Origin of the sequence: Bradyrhizobium sp. OK095, from assembly GCF_900109945.1 — a bacterium.
In the GTDB taxonomy this organism is placed as follows: domain Bacteria; phylum Pseudomonadota; class Alphaproteobacteria; order Rhizobiales; family Xanthobacteraceae; genus Bradyrhizobium.
Genome location: NZ_FOBX01000024.1, coordinates 14,759 through 35,709, shown reverse-complemented (window position 1 = coordinate 35,709; position 20,951 = coordinate 14,759). Strand labels below are relative to the sequence as shown.

The following is a 20,951-nucleotide window of genomic DNA, read 5'->3' as shown; positions in this document are numbered from 1 at the left end:
AAACCTGACGCTGTCATGCCCCGCGAAGGCGGGGCATCCAGTACGCCGCGGCGGATGTGCGAAAGCGGGGTCTCTAACGCCGGCCTCTGGAATACTGGATCGCCCGCCTTCGCGGGCGACGACACCGAGAGTGTGTCTCACGCCGCCGACTCCGCCTCATCCTCCCCCCGGCTCTTCCTGAGCGCCCGCGCATAGAGCATCATCCCCTCGCGCACGGTGCGCTGCTCTGCCGCCGTCAGCGCCGCCAGCGCGCCGCTCACCTGTTGCCGCCCGAACGCATGCAGCGCCTCCAGCGTGCGCCGGCCCTTCGCTGTCAGCGACATCAGCTTGCTGCGGGCATCAAGCTCATCCGGTGTCTCTCGCAGCTCACCACAATCGATCAGCTTGCGCACCATGCGGCTGACGCTGGATTTTTCCAGCCGCAGGAATTCGCCGAGCTCGCCTGAAGTCAGCGGGCCGCGGATGCCGATCTCCAGGATCGTGTGCACCGCCGACGGCGAATAGTCCGAGGCCGCCACCGTCGCATCCATGAAGCCGAGCTCGCGCACCATCAGGCGCGAGGCGGCGCGGATGTCGTCAATCAGTGCAAGCTCGGCCATGTCTTGACTCTCTGAGCATAGTTGTATCATACAACTATATGCGCGCAAGCGGTTTGGAGTGAGCCATGAGCGGAACTTCGCCGACCGGTGAGCGGATGAGGGGCAAGGTCTGCCTCGTCACGGGCGGCGGCAGCGGCATCGGCCGCGCCACGGCGCTGCGGATGGCATCGGAAGGCGCCGAAGCGCTCATCGTTGCGGGCCGGCGCGAAGCCGAGATCGAAGGGACGGCCTCTGCGTGCCGCGAACTCGGTGCGGAAGCGATCGCGCTCAAGACCGACATCACGCGCGAGGACGACGTCGCGCGTCTCGTCGGCACGGCGGTTCAGCGTTGCGGCCGGCTCGATGTCGCTTTCAACAATGCCGGATTCCAGGAACGTCGCGCGCCGCTGGAAGAGCAAGGCATGGATATCTACGACAGCGTGTTCGACACCAATGTCCGCGCGCTGTTCCTGTGCCTGCGCCATCAGCTGCCGGCGATGCTGGCGCAGGGGCGCGGCAGCATCGTCGTCAATGCTTCCGTCAGCGGCGTGCGTAATCCCAATCCCGGCTTCTCGCTCTATTCGGCCTCGAAGGCCGCAGCGATCTCGCTGACGCGCTCGGCCGCGATGGAGAACGCCCCGCGCGGCATCCGCATCAACGCCATCGCCCCCGGCCGCGTCGTTACCGACATGATGCTGCGCGCCGGCGTCGGCGATATCGCGACGGTGAGCGCAGGCCTGCCGTTGCGGCGAATGGGGAGCCCGGAGGAGGTCGCGGAAGCCGTGGTGTGGCTGTCGTCCGACGCGTCATCTTATGTCGTCGGGCATGTGCTGGCAGCGGATGGGGGATTTTTAGCGTCGTAGCCTAATGCTTCTGCCCGTACAGCACTGGCACCGCCGAATCCACCACGACCTCGACGAGGCTCGTGCCCTCAAACGCCATCCCGCGCTTGAGCGCCTCGCCAAGCTCTTCCGCCTTGCTCACCCGCACCGCATGGCAACCCATGCCTTCGGCGAGCTTGACGAAATCGATGCCCGGCAGCTCCAGCCCGGGCACGTTGCGCACCTGCATCACCTGGCTGAACGAGCGCATCGCGCCGTAGCCGGAATTGTTGATGACGACGATGGTCAGCGGCAGTTTTCGTTGCGCGGCGGTCCACAGCGCCTGGATCGAGTACATCGCCGAGCCGTCGCCGATCAGGCACACGGTGCGGCTGTTCGGCTTGCCCAGCGCCATGCCGACCGCGGCGGGCAGCGAGTAGCCGAGGCCGCCGCTCGACATCGTGTAAAAACTGTCCTGGCCGCGCATCGGCAAAAACTTCTGCATTGCCGGCCGGTGCGAGGGCACTTCCTCGACCAGTGAGGCGCCATCCGGCATCGCTTGCGACAGCGAATGCAGCAGGAAGTCGACCGGCAGCGGATCGGCGGCCTGTGGCGCCGGCGGCAGCGTGCGGCCTTTTGGCGTTGCGCGCTTGCTCTCCGGCAGCAAGTCGAGCAGCAAGCTAAGGGCCGGCTTCATCGTTGCGATGATGCTGGTGCCGACGGGCGTCACGGCGGCAGCATCCGGATCGTCCGTGATCTGGAAGATGGTCGCGCCGCCATCAAAAATCGCGGCATGGCCCTCGACATGGAACGTGAACACCGGCGCGCCGATGACGACGACAACGTCGTGCTCGCGCAGCGCATCGGACAGCTGCGCGGGCGAGGCGTGCAGGAAGCCCGCGAATTGCGGATGCCGCTCGGGGAACGAGCAGCGTGCCGAGAACGGGCTGACCCAGACGCTCGCCTTCGCCTTCTCGGCGACGCGCACCATCAAATCGACCGCGCCGGCGCGGTCGATTCCGGGGCCGACGACGAGGGCGGGGTGTTTTGCGGAGTCGAGCGCGGCCACCAGCGCCTTCATCGTATCAGGTTCGGGGCCGATCTCGCGGCTGACCTTGCGCGCCTCGATGGGAGTCGCCGCATGGGCCCAGTCGTCGATCGGGATCGACACGAAGGTCGGCCCGCAGGGCGCCTGCATCGCGGTGTAATAAGCGCGCGCGATCGCGGCCGGCACGTCCTCGGGCCGTGCCGGCTCGACACTGTACTTCACATAAGGCCGCGGAAATTCCGACGCGCGCTCGGCATAGAGGAATGCCTGGAGCGGCAGGATCGAGCGCGCCTGCTGGCCCGCGGTGATCACCAGCGGCGTCTGGTTGCGGTGCGCGGTGTAGATGTTGCCGAGCGCATTGCCGACGCCGGCCGCCGAGTGCAAATTGACGAAGCCGGCATTGCGCGTCGCTTGCGCATAGCCGTCGGCCATGCCGACAGCGGAGGCTTCCTGCAGCGCCAGCACGTAGTCGATGTCGTCAGGCCAGTCGCTCAGGAACGGCAGCTCGGTCGAGCCGGGATTGCCGAACACGCGTCTGATGCCGAAGGAGCGCAGCAGGTCGAGGGTCGCCTGCTTGACGGTGACGGACTTGCTCGTGGCTTTGCCATTCTTCGACATCGTTTCCGTCCCTTTTTATTCCTCATCCTGAGGAGCGCGTCTTCGCGCGTCTCGAAGGATGAAGGCCCGGCTGGTGGCCTCGCCCTTCGAGACGCGCGCGAAGGGGCGCGCTCCTCAGGGTGAGGGTCTAGCAGGAGTATATCACCACACGGCCGTGCCCTTCATCGTCGGCTGCCCCTCCGCATTTGCAGTCCACAGCTCCATGCCCGCCTCGGTCTCGTTGGCGTTGACGGAAAACTCCGTGCCCTCGAACAACGGCTGCAAGCCGCGATAGGTGAACTTCTTCGGCGCCTTGCCGCCGCGAAGTTTCTCCGCCATCTCGATGATCAGCGCCGCCTGCAACGGGCCGTGGAAGATCAGGCCCGGATAGCCCTCCACCTTGGTGACGTAGTCGCGGTCGTAATGGATACGGTGGCCGTTGAAGGTCAGCGCGGAGTAACGAAACAGCAGCACCGGATCCGACACATGTGTCTCGCGGTGCTGCGCCGTCGGCGGCGGAGCCTTTGCAGGTGCAGCCTGCGTGGTCGTCATCTCGCGATAGACGATGTCCTGCCGTTCGCGGATGGCCGTGCCGCGCGGCGAGGAGATGCTGTGCTCGACCGAGACGAAACACAGCGTGCCGGTCGATCCAGTCTTGACCTGCACGTCGGCAATGCGCGAGGTCCGCGTCGATTCATCGCCGACCTGCAACGGCTGCAAGAACTCGATCTCGCCGCCGGCCCACATCCGGCGCGGCAGCGGCACCGGCGGCAGGAAGCCGCCGCGGGTCGGATGGCCGTCGGGCCCGAGCATCGACATCGGAAACACCGGCTGCGCCAGGCACCAATGCACCGTAAGCGGCGCGGCATCGCCCTTTTTGGGTTCGCCGACCTCCTGGAACAGCGTCGCGCGCAGGCCCATGACGAGCTGTGCGGTGACGATGTCGGTGGCCTCGGTGCTGCGGCCGATCCATTGCCGCAAGTGATCGATGTCGAGCTTCTCGGTCATGACGCCTCGCTCTTGCTATTTCTTGGAAGGTCGTTCGCCGATCGCGGGCACGGCGCCGTAAGCGCGGGTCTCACCGACGATGATCGGCGCCGGTGCGGGATAGCTGACCCGTCCCTGCGGCGTGTCCACTTCAATGCGGCGCAGATGCGGATGGTTGGTGAGGTCGGCCATGGTGTTGACCTCGGCAAAGGCGATATCGGCATCCGACAGCCGCTTCAACAACTCGTCGCGCGTCATCTTGCCGAAGGCATCCGCGACCGTCGTGTCGGTGAAGTCGCGATTGCGCACGCGCTCGACCATGTTGGCGACGCGGGGATCAGCGGGCAGGTCGGGGGTATCAAGAACCTTCACGCAAAGCGTCTTCCACTCGCGCTCGCTCTGGATCGAGATCAAAATGTCCTTGCCGTCACTGGACGTGAACACGCCATAGGGCGCGATCGAGGGATGGCGCAGGCCCATGCGCTTGGGCGGATTGCCGGCTTCTGAGTTGAGCAGCGGCACCGTGCACCAGTCCGCCATCACGTCGAACATGGAGATGCGGATGTCCGCGCCCTTGCCGGTGCGCCCGCGGCCGATCAGCGCTTCCAGAATCGCCGCATGCGCGGTGGCGCCGGTCGCGACGTCGACGATCGACATGCCGACGCGCGAGGCTCCATCGGGGTTGCCGGTGATCGAGGCCAACCCGCTCTCGGCCTGAATCAGCAAATCATAGGCCTTGCGGTGCGCGTAGGGACCCTCGTCGCCATAGCCGGTGATCGTGCACGAGATCAGTTTTGGATAGTCCTTCAGCAAACGCTCGCGCGAAAAGCCGAGCTTGTCCATCGAGCCCGGCTTGAGGTTCTGGATCAGCACGTCGGCGCCGGCGATCAGCTTCTCCAGCTCGGCGCAGCCTTCTTTCGTTGCGAGATCGACCACCGCCGATTGCTTGCCGCGGTTGAGCCACACGAAGTAGCTGCTCTGGCCCTTGGCCGCCGCATCATAGCCGCGGGCGAAATCGCCCTCGGGCCGCTCGATCTTGATCACCTCCGCGCCGGCATCCGCCAGCCGCGAGGAGCAGAACGGCGCCGCCACCGCCTGCTCGACCGCAATTACCCTGATCCCGTCAAGTGCGCCCATGATTGCTGCCTCAGTACGAGCGGGGCATGCCGAGCACGTGCTCGGCGATGAAGGACAGCACGAGGTTGGTCGAGATCGGCGCCACCTGATAGAGCCGCGTCTCGCGGAATTTGCGCTCGACGTCGTACTCCTCGGCGAAGCCGAAGCCGCCATGGGTCTGAACGCAGGCATTCGCCGCTTCCCACGATGCATCGGCCGCCAGCATTTTCGCCATGTTGGCCTCCGCGCCGCAGTCGAGCCCGGCCTCGTATTTCCGCGTCGCTTCCTTCACCATCAATTCGGCCGCGCGCATCGCGGCGTAGGCTTTGGCGATCGGGAACTGAATGCCCTGGTTCTGGCCGATCGGCCGGCCGAACACCGTGCGCTCCTTGGCGTAGTTCGAGGCCTTGGCGATAAACCATTTGGCGTCACCGACGCATTCGGCCGCGATCAAAATGCGCTCGGCATTCATGCCGGAGAGGATGTAGCGAAAGCCCTTGCCTTCCTCGCCGATCAGATTCTCCGCCGGCACCTTCATGTCGGTAAAGAACACTTCGGTGGTGGCGTGGTTCATCATGGTGCGGATCGGGCGGATCTCAAGGCCCTTGTTCTTGGCCTCGCGCATGTCGACGATGAACACCGACAGACCGTCTGTGCGCTTCTTGACCTCGTCCTTCGGCGTGGTCCGCGCCAGCAGAAGCATCAGGTCGGAATGCTCGGCGCGGCTGGTCCAGATCTTCTGGCCGTTGACGATGTAGCCGGCATTGCCGTCCTTGCGTGCAAAAGTCTTCAGCGAGGTCGTGTCGGTGCCGCTGGTCGGCTCGGTGACGCCGAACGCCTGAAGCCGCAATTCGCCGCTGGCGACCTTCGGCAGATATTTCGCCTTCTGCTCATCGCTGCCGTGCCGCAGCACTGTGCCCATCGTGTACATCTGGGCATGGCAGCCGCCGCCGTTGCAGCCGGCGCGCTGGATCTCTTCGAGGATCGCTGCTGCCGCCGAAAGCTTCAGGCCCGCGCCGCCATATTCTTCGGGGATCAGCACCGAGAGATAACCGGCTTCAGTCAACGCGTCGACGAAGGCTTTTGGATAAGCCATCTCGCGATCGAGCTTGCGCCAATATTCGCCGGGAAACTGCGCGCAGAGTTTTGCGACGGCTTCGCGGATGTCTGCGTGATCTTCGGTGTGGTGATCTTCACTCATGGCGTTTCCCGTTGGGTGCGGCAGTTAAGATAACGCCGGCCAATCCTCTGGCGTTGTGAAAACATCGCCAGCCCCCTATGCTCATTTGCTATAGCGTATGAAGTAGCCTTCCAGGATTGGCAAGCATGGATTTCCGGCAGCTCAGGACCTTCAGTTGCGTGGCGGAGCTCGGCAGCCTTTCGAAGGCGTCCGACACGTTGCGCGTGGCGCAGCCGGCGCTGAGCCGGCAGATCAAGCTGCTGGAACACGAACTGCGCGTGGAGCTGTTCACCCGCAACGGCCGCGGCATGGTGCTGACCGAGGCCGGGCACTTGTTGCTGGCGCGCACCTCCGGCATCGTGCGGCAACTCGATCAGATCCGCGACGACATCCAGTCGGTCAAGGGGCCGCCGTCGGGCCAGGTCGTGCTTGGCCTCGTTCCAACCGTGAGCTGCGTGCTGTCGGCGCGCTTTGCGCGGCGCTGCGTCGAAAAATATCCCGGCATCTCGCTGCGCATCGTCGAGAGCTACAGCGGCCATATCGTCGAATGGCTGCATCGCGGCGAGATGGATCTCGCCATCCTCTACGGCCGTTCCGCCGATCTGCATCTTAATGTGCAGAGCCTCGGCCGCGACAACATCGTCGCTGTCGGCCCGCGCGGCTGCGGTCTCGCGCGCAAGAAGAGCGTCGACATCGGCTGGCTGCTGCGGCAGCGTCTGGTGCTGCCCAGTCATTCGCACGGCCTCCGCGCGCTGATCGAGCACGCCGCCGCGCAGCGCAAGATCAAGCTCAACGTCCAGCTCGAAGCAGATTCGTTTCGCGTGCTGACCAGCCTGGTCGAGGAGGGGCTCGGCTTTGCGCTCTTGCCGCCCTCGTCGGTCCGCGGCGAGGTCGCGGAGGGACGGCTGGAAACTGCAATTGTCTCGAAGCCGATGACGCGCGAGCTCATTTTCGCCTCTCCGATCGACCGCCCGGCCTCGACGGCCTCGCTGGCCGTCACAACGCTCTTGCGCGAGGAAGTCGCCGCCTGCCGCAAGGAAGGGGTTTGGGACATCAAGTTGAGTTAGATGCGTTGATGTCCTAGAACAGTCAGGCGCCGTCTTGCCTTCGCATCTGGCGCGACCTGTCATGCCGAAATTTTATAGCTGGGGGAGCTGTCTCCCCTCATCCTGAGGAGCGCGTCTTCGCGCGTCTCGAAGGATGCAGGCCCGGCTCCCGGCCTCGCCCTTCGAGACGCGTGCGAAGAGCGCGCTCCTCAGGGTGAGGGGATAGAGTTGGATGCGCGGCGCTTGTAGTGAGCGCGTCTACCCCGGAATCCGCACCGGCAGCGACTCATATCCCTTGATAAAGCTCGAATAGATCCGCTTGGGCTCACCGACCACCTCGATCCGGTCGAAGCGCTTCAGCATCTCCTCCCAGACGATCTTGAGCTGCAACTCGGCCAGCCGCATGCCGACGCAGCGGTGGATGCCGAAGCCGAAGGAGAGATGCGTGCGCGGGCGCGGGCGGTCGATGATGAAATCGTTCGGTTGCTCGAACATCTCGTCGTCGCGGTTGCCGGAGACGTACCACATCACGACGCGGTCGCCCTTCTTGATCTGCTTGCCGCCGATCTCGGTGTCGGCAAGCGCGGTGCGGCGCATATGCGCCAGCGGCGTCTGCCAGCGGATCACCTCCGGCACCATGGAATCGATCAGCTCCGGGTTGGCGCGCAGCTTGTCGTACTGGTCCGGGTTCTCGTTCAGTGCCAGCACCGAGCCGGTCATGGTGTTGCGCGTGGTATCGTTGCCGCCGACGATGAGCAGGATGATGTTGCCCATGAGATTGTCGGGGTCCATGAAGCGCGTGGCGTCGCTATGGGCCATCAGCGACAGCAGATCGTTGCGCGGGTCGGAATTGACGCGCTCGTTCCACAGCTTCGACATATAGGCGTAGCATTCGTCCATCTCGCGGCGGCGCTCTTCCGCCGAGGCAACGATGCCGCTCTTGGGAAGCGCGGTCGCGACATCGGACCAGCGCGTCAGCTTGCGCCGCTCTTCCCAGGGGAAGTCGAACAGGGTCGCCAGCATCTGCGTCGTCAGCTCGATCGAGACGCGCTCGACGAAATTGAAGGTCTCGTTGCGCGGCAGATCGTCGAGCACGCTCTCGGCGCGCTGGCGGATCAGTTTTGCAAGCTCGTCCAGATGCGTCGGTGTGAACATCGGCGACACCGTCTTGCGCTGCGACGAATGCCTGGGCTGGTCCATCGCGATGAAGCTCGGCCAGTCATAGCCCTCCGGCACGTCGCGGATCCCGATGCCGCCGAGGGTCGAGTCCGAGGAGAACAGGCCGTGATTGGTGTCGACATGCATGATGTCGTTGTATTTCACCACCGACCAATATGGCTCGATCGGCGCATTGGTGCAGTAATGCACCGGCTCTTCCTTGCGCAGCCGCTCGAACCACGGCCACAGCGTGTCGTCCTGGAACAGCCTGGGCGCGCCGGGGTGGAATTGCGAAAGCGGCGTCGCATAGGCTTCCTCGCGGGCCCTGCGCATGCGTTCGGCCTTGTCGGTTTTGACCGGAGTCTGAATGTTCATGGTGATAGCTCCAGTTGGTTTCTAACCTTTCCCGCTCGCGGGAAAGGGAGATCACTCACGCCGTAATCTTCACCGGCAGCGTCTCGAGGCCCTTCACGAAACTCGAATAGACCCGCTTGGGTTCGCCGACCACGTCAATATGGTCGAATCGCTTGAGGATCTCTTCCCAAATAATCTTGAGCTGGAGTTCAGCAAGCCGCAAGCCGACACAACGGTGGATGCCGAAGCCGAAAGAGATATGCGTGCGCGGGCGGGCGCGGTCGATGATGAAATCGTAGGGCTTTTCGATCACTTCTTCGTCGCGGTTGCCCGAGACGTACCACATCACGACCTTGTCACCTTTCTTGATCTGCTTGCCGCGGAACTCGAAATCGGCAAGTGCAGTGCGGCGCATATGCGCCAGCGGCGTCTGCCAGCGGATCACCTCCGGCACGAAGCTGTCGATCAGCGCGGGGTTTGCGCGCAGCTTGCGATACTCTTCCGGATGCTGGCTCAGCGCATGGATCGCGCCCGACATGGTGTTGCGGGTGGTGTCGTTGCCGCCGACGATCAAAAGAACGAGATTGCCGAGGAAGTTCCTGGCATCCATGTCGCGCGTGGCGGGGCCATGCGCCATCATCGAGAGCAGGTCGCTCTTCGGCGGTTGCGCGATGCGCTCCTTCCACAGCCGCGCGAAATAGCCGGCGCATTCGGCAAGCTCGGCCTGACGCTCGTCTTCGGTCGCGACCACGCCGTCGGGACCGGGAATGGTGGTGGCGATATCAGACCAGCGCGTCAGCTTGCGGCGGTCCTCCCAGGGAAAATCGAACAGCACCGCGAGCATCTGCGTGGTCAGCTCGATCGAGACCTGGTCGACCCAGTCGAACACCTGGCCCACGGGCAGGTTGTCCAGGCATTCGGCCGAGCGCTGGCGGATGTTGAGCGCGAGATTGTCCAGATGCGTCGGCGTGAACATCGGCGCCACGGTCTTGCGCTGCGCGGCATGACGCGGCGGGTCCATCGAAATAAAACTCTCGCGGCGCAGATCCGGGTCGATGTCGCGGATGGTGATGCCGCCGAGCGAGGAGGCCGAGGAGAACACCGAATGGTTGGTCTCGATCTCCATGATGTCGTTGTAGCGCGTCACTGACCAGTACGGCCCGAACATCGAATCCTTGCAATAGTGCACGGGGTCTTCGCGGCGCAGGCGATCGAAATAGGGCCAGAACGTATCGGTCCTGAACAATTCGGGATCGCCCGGATCGAACTGCTCCAGCGGCAGTGATGATGCGCGCTCGCGCAATGCGTCGAGCTTGGCCGCGCTTTCGATAGTCCCGTGCATGACCGTTCTCCCTGACGTTCCCTCGCGCGCCTTTTTATGAATTCTGCGCTGCGGTATTTGGTTTGCAATTACAGCCCGTTGTCTGCGCCGGGGCAAGGGAGAGTTTTGCCACATCCAACCTTTGCGAGAGGGGGCGTGTAGCCCGGATGAGCGAAGCGACATCCGGGACTTTGCTCGCGGCGTTCCCGGGTGTCGCTCCGCTCACCCGGGCTACGGGGCATCCACCAACGTGATCCCGCGCACGCCCTTTGCTGACGGAATCGTGCAAGAAATCGACCGAAATCGAGGTAAATCGAACCCGGCCATCTTGGGGATCGACTAACCTCTGATCTATAGTTTGATTGGATCAGGTCAGCATCCCGAGGTTGCCGCCGTGAACGACATGCAATGGGCCCCGATCGGCTCAGAACCCCTACCCCCGCCGCTGCCGCCGACGCGGGTCGATTTCACCGGCGATCGCTCCGCGTTCCGCAAAATGGTCACCAAGGGTGCCATGCTGGAGCTGGTCACCTTCGGCTTCTACCGGTTCTGGCTGGTCACCGACATCCGCCGTCATCTGTGGTCGGACACCGCGATCGACGGTGACGCCGCCGAATATACCGGACGGGCCAAGGAGCTCTTGATCGGCTTCCTGGTCGCGCTCGCGATCCTGGTGCCGATTTATTTGGCTTACTTCCTGGTCGGTATCGAGTTCGAGCGCTGGCAGGGCTTTGCCTCGACCCCGCTGTTCATCAGCTTCTACGCCTTCGGCCAGTTCGCGATCTTTCGCGCACGGCGCTATCGCCTGACGCGCACGGTCTGGCGCGGCGTGCGCTTCTGGATGGACGGCTCGGGGTGGCTCTATTCGTTCCGCGCCATGGCGTGGGGCTTGCTGGTGTTCCTCACCCTCGGCATTGCGCTGCCGTGGCGCGAGGCCTCGCTCGAACGTTACAAGATGCAGCACACCCATTACGGCGATTTGCGCGGCGATTTCGAAGGCGACGGCTGGACCTTCTTCAAGCGCGGCTGGTGGCTGTGGCTTCTCACGCCGCTCGCGCTGCTCTTCTTCCCAGCTGCGCCGTTCGTCTATGCCGAGTTCAAGGCGCGCGAATGGCGCTGGTGGCTCGACGGCATCCGCATCGGCGGTGTCAGCCTGTCCTCGCAATTGCCGCACAATGCGTTCTACGGCCTGTACTGGAAAGTGATCGGCTGGTGGCTGCTGCTGAGCGTCGTCTATAGCGCCTATGTCGCCGGAGCCATCGCGCTCGCCGTGAAGATCAGCGGTCTTCCGGTCGCGCAGGCGCTCGGCCCCGGAAATGCCGCCAAAAGCATCCCGATGCTGGTGATGATGGTCATCGGCTATTTCGCTCTGGCGCTTGCGGTCAACATCATCATGCGCGTCTATCTGCAGCGTGATCTCTGGGCCAAGGTGCTGGAAACCGTCGAGGTGCACAACATCGGGGCCGCAGCGGACGTGCGCGGCAGCGGTGAACTTGCCAGCGCGCTCGGCGAAGGCTTCGCCGATGGTCTTGACGTAGCGGGATTCTGATCTGTGAGTGAGTTGTCCACCGAGGCCCCGGCGCAGTCCGGCAAGCCGACGATTTTCTTCGACGGCGTGTCGAGCCGCAAGCGGCAGGTGACGCTGACGCTTGGTGACGCGCTCGAGATCGCCGAGGAAGGCGGGACGCCCGTCAGTTGGGTCTATGCCGATATCCGCCGTGCCGACAGCCCGGCGGGGATCCTGCGCCTGGCCTCGACATCGGCGCCATCGCTGGCGCGGCTCGAAATCCGCGACGCCGCGCTAGCCGCTGACGTGACCATTCGCTGCATGCGTTTGGACGAGCACCAGACCTCACGCCGCGGTGTTGCAAAAATCGTCGGCTGGTCGATGGCCGCGGCCGTCTCCATCGTTTGCGTCGTGCTGTTCGGCGTGCCGCTCGCCGCCGATCGTCTCGCGCCGCTGGTGCCGAAACCGATCGAGCGGCGCATCGGCGATGCGTCGGAAGTTCAGGTGAAAACGATCTTCGGCAGCAGCGGGTGCGAAGACCCCGCGGGCAAAGCCGCGTTCAAAAAGCTTGTCAACCGCCTGCGTGATGCAGCCGGCCTCGACGACGATGCCATGACGGCGGGCGTTCTGCCGAGCGCGATACCGAACGCGTTTGCGCTCCCGGGCGGAAAAGTGTTCGTGCTGAACGCCCTGATCGACAAGGCCGAAAACCCCGACGAACTCGCCGGCATCCTCGCCCACGAGCTCGGTCATCTCAAGCATCACGACAACATGCGCGGCCTGATCTACAACGGCGGCACCTCGTTCCTGATCGGCCTGCTGTTCGGCGACGTCACCGGCTCATCCGCCGTGATCTTCGCCTCGCGCAGCGTGGTCGAAGCCTCTTATTCGCGCGAGGCCGAGACCGCCGCCGACACGTTCGCCATCGACATCATGCATGCGCTCGGCCGCTCGCCGAAGCCCGCGGCCGAACTGATGTTCCGCATCACCGGCAAGGAAGGTGGCGGCCTGGCGTCGATCCTGGCGAGCCATCCGCTCACCGAGGATCGGCTCGCGCGCATGACGAAAGAAGATCGTCCCGCCAGCGGTCCGCCGCTGCTGACGGATACGGAGTGGCAGGCGCTGAAGGGGATTTGCGGCAGCGGGAAGATCTAGGCTTCCTGCTTATCGCGTCCCGTATGCGCGGTCGCCGGCGTCGCCAAGGCCCGGCAGGATAAAGCCGTTCTCGTCGAGGCCCTCGTCGACCGCGGCGGTCCAGATCGGCACATCAGGATGCAAGCCGCGCAGCCGTTCGAGGCCTTCCGGGGCTGCGATCAGGCAGGCGAGGCGGATGTCTTTTGCGCCGCGCTCCTTCAGCCGGTCGATTGCGGCGACGGCCGTGTTGGCGGTCGCGACAACAGGTGTCACCACGATCGCCAGGCGCTCGCTGAGGTCGGACGGCGATTTGAAGAAATACTCGACCGCGGCAAAACTCTGGGGCTCGCGATAGAGCCCGATATGCGCGACGCGCGCGGTCGGCACCAGATCCATCATGCCGTCGACGAAGGTGGTGCCGGCGCGCAGCATCGGCACGAACACCAGCTTCTTGCCGGCGATCTTGGCCGAGTGCATCGTCGCCAGCGGCGTCTCGATCACGGTATCAGTGAGCGGCAAATCGCGCGTCACCTCGTAGCACAAGAGCATGCCGATCTCCTTGATCAGCTCGCGGAACGACTTTGTCGAGATCGATTTGTCCCGCACCAGCGTCAGCTTGTGCTGCACCAGCGGATGATCGACGATCGTGACGCCTTGCATGATCGGATGCTCTTGCTTTTTTCCTTCTCCCCTTGTGGGAGAAGGTGGCGCAAAGCGCCGGATGAGGGGTCGTCTCCGCGAACTCCAATGAGAGATGTGCCCGCGGAAGCAACCCCTCACCCGGCTTCGCTTTCGCGAAGCCACCCTCTCCCACAAGGGGAGAGGGTTTAAAACACCGTGCCGTCGCTGATCACCTTGAGCGGCGGCGAACCGTCAGGACGGCGCGCGAACGCAATGGCGCGGCCCGCGGCCCAGGTGCCGCCTTCCAGAATGCTGGCGAGCGGCAATGTCTCAGGCGTGCGGCCGAGTTTTACGCGGACCAGTTCGGCAAGACGATCCAGCAACGCAACTGTCAGTGCGCGCCATTCCACGACGAGCAAGGAGTCCACCGCATGCGCGCGGTCGGCATCGGCGGCATCGCGCAGACGCAGTACCTCGTGATCGACGAACAGGCCGCCATTGCGATATTCGGCAAGCCCGGTCAGGCCGTCGATGTCGGTGACCTCGAAGCCTGCGCGCTGAAGCGGCTCGATCAGCGAATAGCTCAGCCATTGCGACAGCTTGTGCAGCGGCACGAGGCCGGCGGTTGCGTCATCCGTCTTGAGCGCGGGGTGGCGCCAGCAATCGCCGAGCGCAATCCCTGCAAGTTCCAGCCGCGATGGCCAGATCGGCCCGAGCTGGTTCAGCACCGCCGACAGGATCGCGGGCGCGGCGATGGTGCCGCCCACGGCCTGCGCTGCGATGTGATCGAACAGCCCGCCCGGCCTCGGCGTGTCGCGCAGGCCGAAAATGTTTGCACGTTCGGCGACCAGCTTGCCGAGGCGCCGCAGCAGATCGGTGCGCCCCTCGAGCCCGAGCAACGGATTGGCATCGCTGACCTGAAACGCAGTGGTGAGGGAGGCGAGCGGCAGTTTTGCGAGCACGTCCGCATCGACCCTGAACGGCGCGCTTGCGTCGCGGGAAAAGAGTCCGCTTGCGAACATGTCGAGGCTCGCGATCGCAAGCCCCTCCGATCGTCCGATCCCCTGTCCCGTCACCGCATCACGGTATCGCCACGTCGCACCCGCGCCGGCATCGAGCAGCACGCTGACTATGGCAAGGTCGAACTCCGCCCGCGCCCGCGCGGCGCGATCCGGCCATGATGCTGCATCCGCCAGGCTCGCCCAGCGGTCGACGCCGCCAAGTACAAAATGCCGCCAGCGCGCGTGGAAGGGCACATCCAGCGTCGGATAGGCTTTTCGCGTAACAGCCAGCACGGCCTCCGCAACAGCATCCATGCGACCGAGATCGATCGTGAAGTGGCTCAGCCGGCCGGCAAGGCCGATCTCGAACATCTGGCCGGCGCGCGCGCGAACCGCCTTTGCGGTGAGCAGCGAGCGTGCCTGCAATTCCAAAGCGTCCGCCATCGAGATCAGTATTTCTCCAGCGAACGGCCGACCACGCCGTTCACGTCCTTCTCGGGCGCGATGTCGGTCGTGTAATAGCCGGCGGCCTTCTTCGCGGCCATCTCGACATAGCCGTCGGCGGGAATGAGTTCCGGCGGGATCGGCACGCGCTCGACGATGTCGATGCCTTGCGAGGTCAGTGCGTCGTATTTCATGTCGCTCATCGACAGGAAGCGGTCGATGCGCTTCAGGCCCAGCCAGTGAATGGAATCCGGCATCAATTGCTGGAAGCGCGCATCCTGCACGCCGGCGACGCATTCGGTGCGCTCGAAATAGGTGGCGGCCGCATCGCCATCCTCCTGGCGCTTGCGCGCGTTGTAGACCAGGAATTTGGTGACCTCGCCGAGCGCGCGGCCCTCCTTGCGGTTGTAGATGACGAGCCCGAGCCCGCCCTCCTGCGCGCCGCGCGCGGATTCCTCGATGCCGTGGATCAAATAGGGCCGGCAGGTGCAGATGTCCGAGCCGAACACGTCCGAGCCGTTGCACTCGTCATGCACGCGGCAGGTGATCTTGGTGCGATGGTCGGGCAGTTTTGTCACATCGCCGAACATGTAGATCGTCGTGCCGCCGATCGGCGGCAAAAATACTTTCAAGTCCGGCCGCGTCACCAGCTCGGGGAACATGCCGGCGGTCTGCTCGAACAGCGTGCGGCGCAGTTCGGTCTCACCGGTCGCAAAGCGCTCGGCAAGACCGGGCAGATACCAGACCGGATCGATCGCGATCTTCACCACCGAGACGCTGCCATTGGCATGCACGACCTCGCCGTCGGCGCGCAGCCGCTTTGCGGCCAGCGCCTCGCGGATCTCCGGCAGGTCGAGCCGCGCCCGCGTCACCGCGATGCTTGGGCGGATGTCGACGCCCTCGGCGATGTCCTTGCCGAAATTCTCCGCGACGAGATGCCCCCAGGGATCGAGCGCGACGATCTTTGCGGGATCGCGCCATTGCTCGAAGGGGCCGATGGTCGCCGCCGGGAAGGTGTTGGTGAGATCGGGCCGCCGGATCGGATCGAGCGCGCCGGCGGACACCGCGAGCGCGCGGTACATCGCGTAGGACCCGCCATGGCTGCCGATCACGTTGCGATCCCCCGCGCGCGACACCGTGCCGATGATCGGCCCGCGCGCGCGTGCATCCGCGGCGCCCCAATGGATCGGGAAGGCGGCCTTCTTGCCCGGCTCCGGATGGGAGGTGAGGCGGATGTGATCGGTACGGTTCGCGCGGCTCATGTCCAGGCTCCCAAAAAGCCAACGGCCCGCCGCTCGGACGGGCCTGGCTCACTTGCGTTGGCGGCTGACGAACGCCGGCGGCGCAAGCTCAATCCAACATATTGTAGCGGGCAGTCGCGACAGACAAGTTAATCGTGTCCGCGCAGGCCCTCCGCTGCCGATGCCGTTCAGATCGGCATTCGCGCGCCTGGCCTGAACGGCGTGCGGCGGCGCATCGTGACCTATATCTATGTAATCATTTGTATTTTTGAAGGGGCTGGCGCTCCTGACACGCCTAAATCAGCTCGCGATCGCCTCTAGGCGTCCGGATCACCGCGCGAAACGAAGGCGCGGGATCGTGACTGAAGCGGATGCGCGGATCGTCCAGAAAGCCCGCCAGCGATGACTTGATCGTGTCTGCGTCGGGATGCCGGATCTCGAACGCCACCAGGGAGCAGCCGAGATCGGCCATGCGCGAGGCCGGATGCGGACCGGCCGGCCACTCGATCACCGTCGGGAACGCGCCGTCGAACGGCATCGATCCGTCAGGTGGCACGGAGATCAGCCATTCGAGATGGCCACGCGTCACCGTGATCGCCGGCCGGGCCGCCTGTGGGATTTTTGCAAGCGCGGACTTGATGTCGGACGTGCTCACGACCCAGGTCATGAGCCTTGGCGATGACGCGAGCGTTGCCTGCGTGCGCGCATCGTCCATCGCGAACCAACGCGGCCGGGTTGGGGCCGGAGCCTGTAGGTTCGGCGCGATGACCTCGAGGAACGTCGTGTCGCTCAGCCGCAGCAAATGATTATGCGTGCCCATCAGCGGATGCGCACCGCCCGCCGGCGGCGCAATGCCGAGTGCTTTCTCGACGTAGGCAACGCCCTCGGCAATGTCGTTCGCGGCGACGGTGATGTGGTCAAGATGAAGCATGGCTGGCGCATTTTGCATGGATTTGCTGCGTTCACACCCTCCAAACAGGTGACTGGACAAATCGTATACTTTCAGACATATTGTACAGATCGGCTTCGCTCCCGGAGACCCCCATGTCTGCCGCCACCTACATCGATCCCCGCAACGGAAAGCTCTATCCGCTCGACCAGCCGCGCTGGTGCTCGGACGAGCGCACGCCGCTTCTGGTGACGCCGGGGGCAGGGATGTCGCGCGAGGAGATCGAGCCTCGCACGCGGTCGCTCTGGCGCTACCGGGCGGCGCTGCCGGTCGAGATCGCAAATCCGATCACGCTCGGCGAAGGTTGCACGCCACTCGTGCAACAGGCATGGGGCGATCTGCGGCCGTTCTTCAAGCTCGAATGGTTCAATCCGACCGGCAGCTTCAAGGACAGGGGCTCGGCGGTGATGCTGTCCTTCCTCAGGCAAATCGGCGTCGGCGCGATTCTGGAGGACAGCTCCGGCAATGGCGGCTCGTCGATGGCAGGGCTTGGCGCTGCCGGCGGCATGCGCGTGAAGATCCTGGCGCCTGCGTCGACGTCGCCGGCCAAGATCGCACAGGTGCGCGCCTATGGCGCCGCCGTGCAACTCGTCGAGGGACCTCGCGAGGAGTCGGAGGCCGAGGCTATCCGCCAGTCGAACCAAACCTTCTATGCCAGCCATAACTGGCAGCCTTTCTTTCTCGAAGGCACCAAGTCGCTCGCCTATGAAATCTGGGAGGACCTTGGTTTTCGCGCGCCCGACAACGTCATCGTCCCCGTCGGTGCCGGCAGCAGCCTCTTGGGTTGTGCCTTCGGCTTCCGTGAGCTGTTGAAGGCCGGGCAGATCGCAAGGCTGCCGCGCTTGTTCGCGGCGCAGCCACAAAACTGCTCGCCGATCGATGCGAGCTTTCAGGCCGGCGTCGATACGCCTGTCGCCCGCGAGGTGCAGAAGACCATTGCCGAGGGCACCGCGATCAAAAATCCCTTGCGCCTGCGCGAGATCATCGGCGCTCTGCGCGAAAGCGGCGGCAGCACCATTGCGATCACCGAGGACGAGATCATTACTGCCCTGCGGCGCCTTGCGCGGCAGGGACTGTTCGCCGAGCCGACCAGCGCCAGCGCAGCCGCCGCACTGGAGAAACTCTCGGCCATCGGTGCCATCAAGGCGAACGAGACCACGGTTGCGGTGCTCACCGGCACGGGCCTGAAGGCCGCGACCACCGTCGCCGATCTCGTGCAGTAGGGCGGGGCGCGATGAGCCGAGCCAAGTCCGTAGCTCCAAACAAGGCCACCGCCGAGCAGGCGGTGCTGTTCGATCAATTGCGGCACATCGCGAAGGGACTGGGCGACACCTTTGCGCCGTTCTGCGAAGTGGTGCTGCACGATCTCACCGATCCCCGGAACGCGATCGTCGCCATTCACAACAACCTGTCCGGCCGCAAGGTCGGCCAGCCCGCAACCGAGCTTGGCCTCGCCCGCATCGCCGACCCCGAATACGCCCAGGTGATCGCGAACTACGCCAACAGCTTTGCCGACGGCCGTCAGGCCAAAAGCACGTCGATCGGCATCAAAGGCGCGGATGGTGCTTACGTCGCCGCGCTCTGCCTCAATGTCGATCTGACGCTGTTCCAGGGTTTGCAGAGCGCCATCGGCCAGTTCGTCAGCGTCGATGCGAAAGACAGCCCGCGCGAGCAGCTCAACCCCGTCGGGGCGGACGCCATCCGCGCCCATATCGACCAGTTCGCCGCGCGCCGTGCCACCACGCCGCGCGCGCTGAACACGGAAGACCGCCGCAGCCTGCTGCGCGAATTGCGGGACGCCGGCTGCATGCAGGTGCGCCGCTCCTCGGACATCATTGCGGCCCATCTCGGGGTCTCGCGCGCCACGGTGTATGCCGATGCCAGATGAAACGGATCTCCTGAGCCTGCAAACGCCATGCTTGCTGCTCGACGAGGCGCGCCTTCGCGCCAACGTCGCGCGCATGAAGGCTGGTCTCGCCCATCTCGGCGTCGCCTTCCGCCCGCATCTGAAGACCGCGAAGTCGCTCGACGTCGCCCGCATCGCGATGAATTCGGCCACGGGGCCGGCAACCGTTTCGACGCTGCGCGAGGCCGAATATTTTGCGGCCGGCGGCGTGCGCGACATCATCTACGCCGTCGGCATTGCACCGGCAAAGCTCGCACGCGTCTCCGCCATCCGCGCAACCGGCGCCGATCTCGCCGTGATCCTGGACAGTCTCGAACAGGCCGACGCCGTTGCCGCGCACGCAGCCCGGAGCGGCGATGCGATTCCGGCGCTGATCGAGGTCGACGCGGACGGCCATCGCTCCGGCGTGGCGCCGGCCGACACGGCAACGCTGGTCGCGATCGGCAAGCGTCTCGTCTCGGGTGGTGCTGCCTTGCGCGGTGTGCTGCTGCATGCCGGCGACAGCTACGCGCTGAATGATCCCGCAGCGATTGCGGCGGCCGCAGAGACGGAACGCGTCGCCGCAATGACCGCGGCGGACGCATTGCGCAGCGCGGGCCTGCCTTGTCCCGTCGTCAGCGTCGGCGCCACGCCGACCGCGCGCTATGCGCGCGATCTCACCGGCGTCACCGAGGTGCGTGCCGGCGTCTTCATGTTCGGCGATCTCTATCAGGCCGGCGTCAGCTCGGTCGCGATGGGCGACCTCGTGCTTTCGGTGCTCGCGACAATCATCGGCCACCAGAGGGCAAAAGGCTGGATCATCGCAGATGCCGGCTGGATGGCGCTGTCGCGCGACCGCAGCACTGCGAAGCAGGCCGTCGACCAGGGCTATGGCGTGGTCTGCGATCTCGCAGGGAATCCGTACCAGGACCTCATTGTCAGCGATGCCAACCAGGAGCACGGCATCATTGGCTTGCGCAAAGGCTCGACGGCGAGGCTGCCGGATCTACCGATCGGCGCCCGCATCCGCATCCTGACCAATCACGCCTGCGCGACCGGCGCGCAGTACGATCGCTATCACGTGCTCGACGGCGAGGGCGGCATCAGCGCGGTGTGGCCGCGGATCAACGGGTGGTAGGGCTCCCCCCGCGGGGGGAACCCGGCCTGTCTCGCGAAGCGGCCGGCGTCAGCGCGGCTGCGGCACGATGCGGATATAAGGCTTGGGCGACTTCCACCCGTCCGGATACTGCTTCCTGGCGTCGTCGTCGGACACCGAGCCGGCGATGATGACGTCGTCGCCGTCCTTCCAGTTCACCGGCGTCGCCACCTTGTGCTTCGCGGTCATCTGCAGCGAGTCGATCACGCGCAGCACCTCGTCGAAGTTGCGGCCCGTGGTCATCGGATACATCAGGATGAGTTTGACCTTCTTGTCCGGCCCGATCACGAACACGTTGCGGACGGTCTGGTTGTCGGCCGCCGAGCGCTTCAGGGGATCGCCGGAGATCGCGGCCGGCAGCATGCCGTACAGCTTCGAGACGTTGAAATCGACATCGCCGATCATCGGAAAGTTCGGGGCCGTGCCTTGCGTCTCCGCGATGTCGGCGGCCCAGCCGGCGTGACGGTCGATCGGATCGACCGACAGGCCGATGATCTTGACGCCGCGCTTGTCGAACTCCGGCTTGATCTTCGCCATGTAGCCGAGCTCGGTGGTGCAGACCGGCGTAAAATCCTTCGGATGCGAGAACAGCACCGCCCAGGAATCGCCGATCCAGTCGTGGAACCGGATCGTGCCCTCGGTGGTCTGTGCCTCGAAATCCGGTGCGATGTCGTTGAGTGCGAGTGTCATCACACTGTTCCTTGTTTGTGGCGGGTTGTTGCTGATGCCGCAGCCGTGCAGGCCGCGCGATGCGGCCGCATCTTCGCGGCCGTATGGCCGCAAGCCTGCGCTAGCGCAGGCCGGAAG

At 64.8% G+C, this 20,951-nt stretch carries 19 protein-coding genes; 7 read left to right on the top strand and 12 right to left on the bottom strand.

Features of this window, described 5'->3' with window-relative positions; translation table 11 throughout:
* Positions 1-137: 137 nt before the first annotated feature.
* On the bottom strand, positions 138-599 hold the full coding sequence (locus BMW89_RS36195) for a MarR family winged helix-turn-helix transcriptional regulator (RefSeq protein WP_092035118.1): 462 nt from the start codon (positions 597-599) through the stop codon (positions 138-140).
* Positions 600-664: 65 nt separating this feature from the next.
* Between BMW89_RS36195 and BMW89_RS36190 the strand changes: the two genes are divergently transcribed.
* Positions 665-1,441, top strand: a complete 777-nt coding sequence (locus tag BMW89_RS36190) for an SDR family NAD(P)-dependent oxidoreductase (protein ID WP_092035117.1) — start codon at positions 665-667, stop codon at positions 1,439-1,441.
* Position 1,442: 1 nt separating this feature from the next.
* On the opposite strand, the gene mdlC is transcribed toward BMW89_RS36190, so the two are convergent.
* The 4 genes from mdlC to BMW89_RS36170 form a co-directional block, all read right to left on the bottom strand.
* Complete coding sequence (gene mdlC / locus BMW89_RS36185) at positions 1,443-3,065, bottom strand: benzoylformate decarboxylase (RefSeq protein ID WP_092035116.1); 1,623 nt, start codon at positions 3,063-3,065, stop codon at positions 1,443-1,445.
* A gap of 141 nt (positions 3,066-3,206) precedes the next feature.
* A complete protein-coding gene (locus BMW89_RS36180) occupies positions 3,207-4,052 on the bottom strand; it encodes an HTD2 family dehydratase (protein ID WP_092035115.1) in 846 nt (281 codons plus the stop codon).
* A gap of 15 nt (positions 4,053-4,067) precedes the next feature.
* Positions 4,068-5,168 (bottom strand): CaiB/BaiF CoA transferase family protein, encoded by a 1,101-nt coding sequence (locus tag BMW89_RS36175; RefSeq protein WP_092035114.1) that lies wholly within the window; start codon positions 5,166-5,168, stop codon positions 4,068-4,070.
* Positions 5,169-5,178: 10 nt separating this feature from the next.
* Complete coding sequence (locus tag BMW89_RS36170; protein WP_092035113.1) at positions 5,179-6,348, bottom strand: acyl-CoA dehydrogenase family protein; 1,170 nt, start codon at positions 6,346-6,348, stop codon at positions 5,179-5,181.
* A 125-nt stretch (positions 6,349-6,473) separates the two neighbouring features.
* On the opposite strand from BMW89_RS36170, the gene BMW89_RS36165 reads away from it, so the two are divergent.
* Positions 6,474-7,394, top strand: a complete 921-nt coding sequence (locus tag BMW89_RS36165; protein WP_092035112.1) for a LysR substrate-binding domain-containing protein — start codon at positions 6,474-6,476, stop codon at positions 7,392-7,394.
* A 237-nt stretch (positions 7,395-7,631) separates the two neighbouring features.
* On the opposite strand, the gene BMW89_RS36160 is transcribed toward BMW89_RS36165, so the two are convergent.
* On the bottom strand, positions 7,632-8,906 hold the full coding sequence (locus BMW89_RS36160; RefSeq protein ID WP_092035111.1) for a cytochrome P450: 1,275 nt from the start codon (positions 8,904-8,906) through the stop codon (positions 7,632-7,634).
* Between the two features lie 55 nt (positions 8,907-8,961).
* The gene (locus tag BMW89_RS36155; RefSeq protein ID WP_092035110.1) at positions 8,962-10,227 is read right to left on the bottom strand and encodes a cytochrome P450; all 1,266 of its coding nucleotides are present in this window, start codon (positions 10,225-10,227) and stop codon (positions 8,962-8,964) included.
* A 382-nt stretch (positions 10,228-10,609) separates the two neighbouring features.
* On the opposite strand from BMW89_RS36155, the gene BMW89_RS36150 reads away from it, so the two are divergent.
* Positions 10,610-11,755: a DUF898 family protein gene (locus BMW89_RS36150; protein ID WP_177196570.1), complete on the top strand. Its 1,146-nt coding sequence runs from the start codon at positions 10,610-10,612 to the stop codon at positions 11,753-11,755.
* A gap of 3 nt (positions 11,756-11,758) precedes the next feature.
* Entirely contained in the window at positions 11,759-12,868 is a 1,110-nt protein-coding gene (locus tag BMW89_RS36145; protein ID WP_092035109.1) for a M48 family metallopeptidase, read from the top strand.
* Between the two features lie 9 nt (positions 12,869-12,877).
* On the opposite strand, the gene upp is transcribed toward BMW89_RS36145, so the two are convergent.
* The 4 genes from upp to BMW89_RS36125 all read right to left on the bottom strand — a co-directional run bounded on the left by upp (position 12,878) and on the right by BMW89_RS36125 (position 17,085).
* Complete coding sequence (gene upp / locus BMW89_RS36140) at positions 12,878-13,507, bottom strand: uracil phosphoribosyltransferase (RefSeq protein WP_092035108.1); 630 nt, start codon at positions 13,505-13,507, stop codon at positions 12,878-12,880.
* A gap of 167 nt (positions 13,508-13,674) precedes the next feature.
* Positions 13,675-14,913 carry a URC4/urg3 family protein gene (locus BMW89_RS36135; protein WP_092035107.1) on the bottom strand — a complete coding sequence of 413 codons (1,239 nt, stop codon included), beginning with the start codon at positions 14,911-14,913 and terminating at the stop codon, positions 13,675-13,677.
* Between the two features lie 5 nt (positions 14,914-14,918).
* Positions 14,919-16,175, bottom strand: a complete 1,257-nt coding sequence (locus tag BMW89_RS36130) for a GTP cyclohydrolase II (RefSeq protein ID WP_092035106.1) — start codon at positions 16,173-16,175, stop codon at positions 14,919-14,921.
* A gap of 274 nt (positions 16,176-16,449) precedes the next feature.
* Positions 16,450-17,085 carry a VOC family protein gene (locus tag BMW89_RS36125; RefSeq protein ID WP_092035105.1) on the bottom strand — a complete coding sequence of 212 codons (636 nt, stop codon included), beginning with the start codon at positions 17,083-17,085 and terminating at the stop codon, positions 16,450-16,452.
* Positions 17,086-17,198: 113 nt separating this feature from the next.
* Between BMW89_RS36125 and BMW89_RS36120 the strand changes: the two genes are divergently transcribed.
* The 3 genes from BMW89_RS36120 to BMW89_RS36110 are packed head-to-tail and all read left to right on the top strand — an operon-like array spanning position 17,199 to position 20,126.
* Positions 17,199-18,326: a threonine synthase gene (locus BMW89_RS36120; protein ID WP_092035104.1), complete on the top strand. Its 1,128-nt coding sequence runs from the start codon at positions 17,199-17,201 to the stop codon at positions 18,324-18,326.
* Between the two features lie 11 nt (positions 18,327-18,337).
* A complete protein-coding gene (locus tag BMW89_RS36115; RefSeq protein ID WP_092035103.1) occupies positions 18,338-18,991 on the top strand; it encodes a helix-turn-helix transcriptional regulator in 654 nt (217 codons plus the stop codon).
* On the top strand, positions 18,975-20,126 hold the full coding sequence (locus BMW89_RS36110) for an alanine racemase (protein WP_092035102.1): 1,152 nt from the start codon (positions 18,975-18,977) through the stop codon (positions 20,124-20,126). Before BMW89_RS36115 ends, BMW89_RS36110 begins: the two co-directional genes overlap by 17 nt.
* Before the next feature lie 48 nt (positions 20,127-20,174).
* Here BMW89_RS36110 and BMW89_RS36105 read toward each other — a convergent pair whose 3' ends face one another.
* Positions 20,175-20,834, bottom strand: a complete 660-nt coding sequence (locus BMW89_RS36105; RefSeq protein WP_092035101.1) for a peroxiredoxin — start codon at positions 20,832-20,834, stop codon at positions 20,175-20,177.
* Positions 20,835-20,951 lie beyond the last annotated feature (117 nt).